Below are 7,032 nucleotides of genomic sequence, written 5' to 3'. Positions count from 1 at the left end.
TTGCCTCCGCTGACGCGCAAGACGGACGGTTTGCCCGTTGGCGCCGTATCCGGTTTCTGCAACATGCTGTGGAAGCTGCTGTCGGAAGCGCGCGATACGTCGGTCGGGGTCACGCCGACCCATCTGGCGGTGATTTTCGATCACTCGTCACAGACCTTTCGAAAGGACCTTTACCCCGAATACAAGGCCAACCGCTCCGCGCCCCCGGAGGATCTCGTGCCGCAGTTCGGGCTCATTCGCGAGGCCACCCGCGCCTTCAGCCTGCCCTGCATCGAAATGGAGGGCTTTGAGGCCGACGACCTGATCGCCACCTATGCTCGGCTGGCAGAGGAAGCCGGCGCACACACGACGATCATATCGTCCGACAAGGATCTGATGCAGCTCGTGACCGATCATGTCACCATGTACGACACCATGAAGGATCGCCGCATCGAGGCGCCCGAAGTGGTCGAGAAATGGGGCGTGCCGCCGGAAAAGATGATTGACCTGCAGTCCCTCACCGGCGATTCCACCGACAATATTCCCGGCATCCCCGGCATCGGACCGAAGACCGCCGCGCAGCTTCTGGACACCTTCGGCGATCTCGACACGCTTCTGGAACGCGCCGGCGAGATCAAACAGAACAAGCGCCGCGAGAACCTTATCGAATTCGCCGACCAGGCGCGTCTGTCGCGTCAGCTCGTGACGCTGCGCAAGGATGCGCCGGTCACCGACACGCCCGGCGATTTTCTGCTTGAGGCACAGGATGGTCCGCGGCTGATCGCCTTCTTCAAGGCCATGGGTTTCAACACCTTGACGCGACGCGTAGCCGAGGCGACGCAGACCGACGCGGCCGAAATCGAAGCGGCCGATGTTGCGGTGGAGTGGGGCGCAGAAGCCCGCGGTCCCGACCTTGATACCGGCGACGCGGCTGGCCGGCCTGCCGCGGCCGGGATTGCCGGTTCGCCGGGCGGCTGGACGCCCGGGGATTTTGCGGCCGCCCGTGCGGCAGAAGGTGCCGACGCCAGGATCGACCACACCGGCTACGCATGTATCCGCGATGTTGAAGCGCTCGCAGCCTTCATCGCCAAGGCGCGCGAGACCGGTATCGTTGCGTTTGACACCGAGACGACGTCGCTCGATGCCATGCGGGCCGACCTTGTCGGCTTTTCGCTTGCCTACCAGCCGCAGGATGCGCATTCCGGCGCCAGCTTGCCGGTCATGGCCTGCTATGTTCCCCTGTCGCACAAGAGCGGTCAGGACGACCTGCTCGGCGGCGGCCTTGCCGAAGGCCAGATCCCGATCGACACTGCATTGTCCGCGTTAAAGGACCTGCTTGAGGATCCTGCGGTTCTGAAGATCGCTCAAAACCTCAAATATGACTGGCTGATCATGAAGCGCTACGGCATTGAGGTGCGCGGTTACGACGACACGATGCTGATTTCCTATGCGCTCGATGCCGGCCGCGGCGGGCAGGGCATGGACGCGCTGTCGGACCGCTGGCTCGGGCACAAGCCGATTGCCTACAAGGAGGTTGCCGGCAGCGGCAAGTCCGCCGTGACATTCGATTATGTCGACATCGACAAGGCGACGGCCTACGCGGCCGAGGACGCCGACATCACCCTGCGCCTGTGGCAGGTGCTCAAGCCCCGCCTCGCCGCCGAAGGCGTCGCCTCGGTCTATGAGCGCCTTGAGCGGCCGATGGTGCCGGTCCTGGCCCGGATGGAGTCGCGCGGCATCCGCGTCGATCGCCAGATCCTGTCCCGGCTTTCGGGTGATTTCGCCCAAGGGGCAGCGGCGCTCGAGGACGAGATCCAGGAGATGGCGGGCGAAAAGTTCAATATCGGTTCGCCCAAGCAGCTTGGCGAGATCCTGTTCGGCAAGCTTGGCCTGCCCGGCGGCTCGAAGACCAAGACCGGCCAGTGGTCGACGTCCGCACAGGTGCTTGAGGACCTGGCCGCGGAGGGCCACGAACTGCCGCGCAAGATCGTCGACTGGCGCCAGCTCACCAAGCTGAAGTCCACCTATACCGACGCGCTGCCCGATTTCATCAATCCCGAGACGAAGCGCGTTCACACCTCCTATTCATTGGCCTCGACGACCACGGGACGGCTGTCTTCATCCGATCCCAACCTGCAGAACATCCCGGTGCGCACGGCCGAGGGCCGCAAGATCCGGACCGCATTTGTATGCGAGCCCGGCAGCAAGCTGGTTTCGGCCGACTATTCGCAGATCGAATTGCGTGTCCTGGCGCATGTGGCCGATATCGACGCGCTCAAGCAGGCCTTTGCCGACGGCATGGACATCCACGCCATGACCGCGTCGGAGATGTTCGGCGTGCCGGTCAGGGACATGCCGTCCGAGGTTCGCCGCCGTGCCAAGGCGATCAATTTCGGCATTATCTACGGCATCTCCGCCTTCGGCCTTGCCAATCAGCTCGGCATCGAACGGTCGCAGGCAAGCGAATATATCAAAACCTATTTCGAGCGGTTCCCCGGCATCAAGGACTATATGGACAACACCAAGGCCTATGCCCGTGACCACGGCTATGTGGAAACGATCTTCGGCCGTAAGGCCCATTATCCCGATATCACGACAAGCAATCCGCATATGCGGGCCTTCAACGAGCGCGCCGCGATAAACGCGCCGATACAGGGCTCGGCGGCCGACATTATCCGCCGCGCCATGGCGCGCATGGACGCTGCGCTCGAGGAAGCCGGGCTGGCGACCCGCATGCTGCTTCAGGTCCATGACGAGCTGATATTCGAGGCGCCTGAGCAGGAGGTGGACAGCACGATCGCCGTTGTCACCGATGTCATGGAGAACGCCGCCATGCCCGCCGTTTCCATGAAGGTGCCCTTGAAAGTCGATGCGCGCGCCGCCGATAATTGGGACGAGGCGCATTAGAGTGAGCGATCGTCGGGCGAATCCTTATGCATAGAAGGCCCTCCCTGGGGGAGGACCTTCCATCGCGCCTGAAAAAGTTTTGGTTATATATGCACCTGGCGCTGCTGAAATTCTGCCCGTCGGACGGGTCGCCGCCCCTCAGTAATTTCCCAGTGCCTAGAGCGAGCTAACCTCATCTCGCTCTAGCTCCTTTGATATATCTATTTTTGCACCGATGCCAATAGAAGATTTCTATGGTATCCATGCTTGACATGCAGATTTCTCCATGAGTCCGCCATCTCCCGTTTCAGGGTTTTGTTAACCAAGCCCCTCAACGAAATCGAAGCAATCCGCAATTACTATACCCGCGCTTAATGTGTGTTCGGGGCCGCTGACGGGTGATTGGGGGCCATGCGGCATGACTGCCGACAGTAAAATCCGGATCATTGTCGTTTATTGTGGGACTGCCAGGGAGAATCTTCATGGATTCGCCGCTTGAGTGCCGATTGACGGATATTGTGGAGAGCATTCCCGCGGGGTTCCTGATGTGCGACGCGAGGGAACGCGTCGTCGCCTGCAATTCGCTCTATAAGAAGTGGTTTTTTCCAGGCATGGAGGACCGCGTTGTCCTCGGCATGACATTTGAGGAATTGCTGCGCCTGTTCGCATCCGAGAGCCCCTCTGCCAGCGACAGGATGGATGCCGCCTGGATCGAGCGCCGGCTTGCAAGACGCAATCGCTCCGACGGCCCGTTTGAACATCGTCTGGCCGACGGGCGGGTTCTGCGCACGTCTGAAAAGCGCAACGAGGACGGCTCCACGATCAGCATCCATGTCGACATGACCGAGCTTTACAGCCGCAAGGAAACAGCGGACCGCACCAGCGAGCAGTTCCAGGTCATCCTGAAGTCGATCGACCAGGGCATCAGCATGTTCGATCAGAACCTCGATGTGGTCGCATTCAATCCCCGTTTCCTGGAACTCCTGGAATTTCCCGCCGAGCTCGGAGAGAGCGCCACCAAGTTCGAAGACTTCATTCGCTATAACGCCGAGCGCGGCGAATATGGCGAAGGCGACAGCGACCAGCTGGTGAAAGACCGGGTTGATCTGGCCAAACAGTTCCAGCCGCACCTGTTTGAGCGGGTGCGGCCCGACGGAAGCGTCGTCGAGATCAGGGGGACCCCGGTGCCCGGCGGCGGTATGGTCACCACCTATACGGATGTCACCGAGCACCGCAGTTACGAAGAGGCCCTGTTGAAGCGCGATCAGGAACTCACCGAGCAGAACGAGCGTTTCAATGCGGCCCTCGACAACATGTCCCAGGGCCTGTGCATGTTCGACCAGGACCGCAGGCTTCTGGTGTGCAACCGCCGCTTTGTCGAACTCTACGATCTTCCGGACGCCCTGGTGCGCCCCGGTGCGATCTTTGACGACATCATCCGCTTTCGGGTCGAGCGTGGCGACTATGAGAACACCGATGCCGAGACATATCTGGGCGAGTGGATCGAGCTCTTGGAAAGCGGCAAGCCGGTGATGAAGATCCAGAGTCTGGCGGGCGACCGGACGATCGCGGTCAACCATCAGCCAATGCCCAATGGCGGCTGGGTTTCCACCCATGAGGACACGACCGAGCTGCAGCGCATCCAGGCGCGGCTCGCCTATATGGCGCACCATGACGGATTGACGGAATTGCCGAACCGGACCTATCTGCGCGAACGTGTTGAAATGGCGATACCCGGGGTCCACCGTGGTCAGAAATTCTCAATCATGTGTCTGGACCTGGATCGTTTCAAGAATGTCAACGATACGATCGGCCACCCGATGGGTGACAAGCTCCTCAAGGCGGTGGCCGGCCGATTGAGGAAATGTGTGCGTGAGACAGATACGGTCGCCCGCATCGGCGGCGATGAATTTGCCATCCTGCAGATTTCCGACGATCAGCCGAAGGCGGTCAAGCTGACGGCCCAGCGCATTTGCGAGGTGCTGGCCGAGCCTTTCAGCCTCGACAATCATCAGGTGGTGATCGGAACCAGTGTCGGCATCGCCGTCGCGCCTCAGGACGGCATCGATCCGGATCAGCTTATCAAGAACGCCGATATGGCGCTTTACCGGGCCAAGAATGACGGCCGGGGCGTTTACCGGTTCTTCGAGGCCGACATGGATGCGCATATGCAGGCCAGGCGCAACCTCGAGGTCGATCTGCGCCGCGCCTTCAAGGAAAGTGAGTTCGAGCTGCACTATCAGCCGCTCGTCGATCTTGAGACAGACGAGATCACCGGATTCGAGGCCTTGCTGCGCTGGCGTCACCCCGAGCGCGGCAATGTTTCGCCGGCCGAGTTCATTCCCGTCGCCGAAGAAATCGGGCTGATCGTGCCGCTGGGCGAATGGGTGGTGAAGCAGGCGTGTGTGGACGCCGCCGGCTGGCCTTCCCACACAAAGGTTGCGGTCAATTTGTCGCCTGCGCAGTTTCGCAACGACGATCTGGTGAATTCGGTCTTCAATGCGCTGGCGACGTCGAGGATCGCGCCGCAGCGGCTGGAACTGGAGATCACCGAACATGTGCTCCTGCAGCACAATGAGACGACCCTCAGCAAACTGCATGCGCTGCGCGACATGGGCGTGCGTATTGCCATGGACGATTTCGGCACCGGATATTCCTCGCTGAGCTATCTGCGCAGTTTCCCGTTCGACAAGATCAAGATCGACAGATCCTTCATCAAGGACCTGTCCAATCAGGAAGAGGCCGACGTGATCGTCAAGGCGGTTGCCGGCCTCAGCCAGGATCTCGGAATTACGGCGACGGCCGAGGGCGTCGAGACGGAAAACCAGCGCGCCCACGTCAAGGCCGCCGGCTATGCCGAGATGCAGGGCTTCCTCATCAGCCCGGCGCGTCCGATCGACGAAATCAACGCCGAGTATTTTCCTCAGTCGACCGCCGGAAACACAAGGCAAAGCGCCTGACCGATCCTGCACGATTGTCTCGCTCTGCGTGGATATCCGTCAGTCGCCGCATCGCAGGGAAGCGAGCAGACCCATGGTGAGGCCTTCGGCGGCGTCCGGTCCGAAACCGCCGCCGCGCAGCGATGCAAGCACGGCGCCCGATACCCGGCTTACCGCCGACGGATCCGCCGGCGCGAGCTTTGTCCTCGCGTCAGCGCCGGCAATGTCCTGAAGAGAGGCTGACAACGGGCGGCTGCGGCAGCGAAAGTCGATGCTGTTCAGTCCGAGCCGGTGAATGCGGTCCTTGCCGACAATCCGGAACATGATGCCCGCCTTGACCGGATCGAAGACAATCTGCCAGCGTGTTTGTGCATTGGCGACGGCGTCCAGGACGCCGAATGCGTCCTGTATTGAAACCGGATCGCCGCGCTGCGCGGCATCGGCCGCGATGACAAACCGTTCCAGGCTGCCCGGGCCGTCAGTCCCCTCGCCCGACGGCAGGATTCTTTCGCCGCCGTGGCCTTCAAACTCCGCGAGTTTTGCGATCAACGCGTCATAGTCCGTATTGGTCAGGGCCGGGACCGGCATGTCGGCGCCCGTGTGAATCGCGAAGCCTGAGATTGTTGGTGTCACAATTGCAGCGGCGCCGCCGGCATCGGCGAGAAAAAAGTGAATGGGAACAAGACCCTCGATGCGCAGCCCCGGCAGGGACGCCAACGCCTCGTCCACGGAACCGGACGCGTCGAGCAGGCGCTGGATGAATTCCAGCTCGTTGACGACGGCCCTGCCCTCGCGGCCGAAGACGACCCCGTCGTTCCACATCAGCGACACGATCAGCCCCCGCGTGTTCATTCCGGCGGCCGGCATGCCCGGACCCATCTGATTGAAGGTGACGCTGCCGTGGCGAACGGCCCACCGTGCCGCCGGACCCTCCATGACGGAGCGCCGCGATCCCGCCCCCGGATTGACGAAAAGGAAGCCGGCGCCGGTGGCCGCATAGTCGAAACTGTAGGCAATGACCGGCCGGTCCGGGAGCCCGAGCGCGACCGTCGAGCAGGCAAGGGCGGCCGAGGCCCAAAGCCACACAAGCACACTGGCGGGCAGGCGCATCGCCCGCCGCCACGATCCTGGCAAGGTGCCGGTCAACATGGAAATCTCTCTCATCTGTTACCTTCGATCTGTTTGCGCCATACTGGGCTGCCCTCGGACCAAACGAAGCGGGATTTCG

General features: G+C 61.7%; 3 protein-coding genes. 2 read left to right on the top strand and 1 reads right to left on the bottom strand.

Annotated elements, in window-relative coordinates; genetic code table 11:
- Window positions 1–2,886 (top strand): DNA polymerase I (gene polA / locus AC5E6N_RS06750; protein WP_491747093.1); only part of this gene is annotated, 2,886 nt, incomplete at its 5' end.
- Window positions 2,887–3,347: 461 nt separating this feature from the next.
- Window positions 3,348–5,825, top strand: coding sequence for a sensor domain-containing protein (locus tag AC5E6N_RS06745; RefSeq protein ID WP_491747092.1), 2,478 nt, complete (start codon window positions 3,348–3,350; stop codon window positions 5,823–5,825).
- Between the two features lie 39 nt (window positions 5,826–5,864).
- Here the strand turns inward: AC5E6N_RS06745 and AC5E6N_RS06740 are convergent, their stop codons facing one another.
- Window positions 5,865–6,968: an Ntn hydrolase family protein gene (locus tag AC5E6N_RS06740; protein ID WP_491747091.1), complete on the bottom strand. Its 1,104-nt coding sequence runs from the start codon at window positions 6,966–6,968 to the stop codon at window positions 5,865–5,867.
- Window positions 6,969–7,032 lie beyond the last annotated feature (64 nt).

It is taken from the genome of Hoeflea sp. (assembly GCF_984452065.1).
This window is presented reverse-complemented; position numbering and strand designations above follow the sequence as displayed.

Coding starts and splice junctions, on each gene's coding strand:
- AC5E6N_RS06740 (WP_491747091.1), bottom strand. CDS start 6,968: ATGAGAGAGATTTCCATGTTGACCGGCACCTTGCCAGGATCGTGGCGG.
- AC5E6N_RS06745 (WP_491747092.1), top strand. CDS start 3,348: ATGGATTCGCCGCTTGAGTGCCGATTGACGGATATTGTGGAGAGCATT.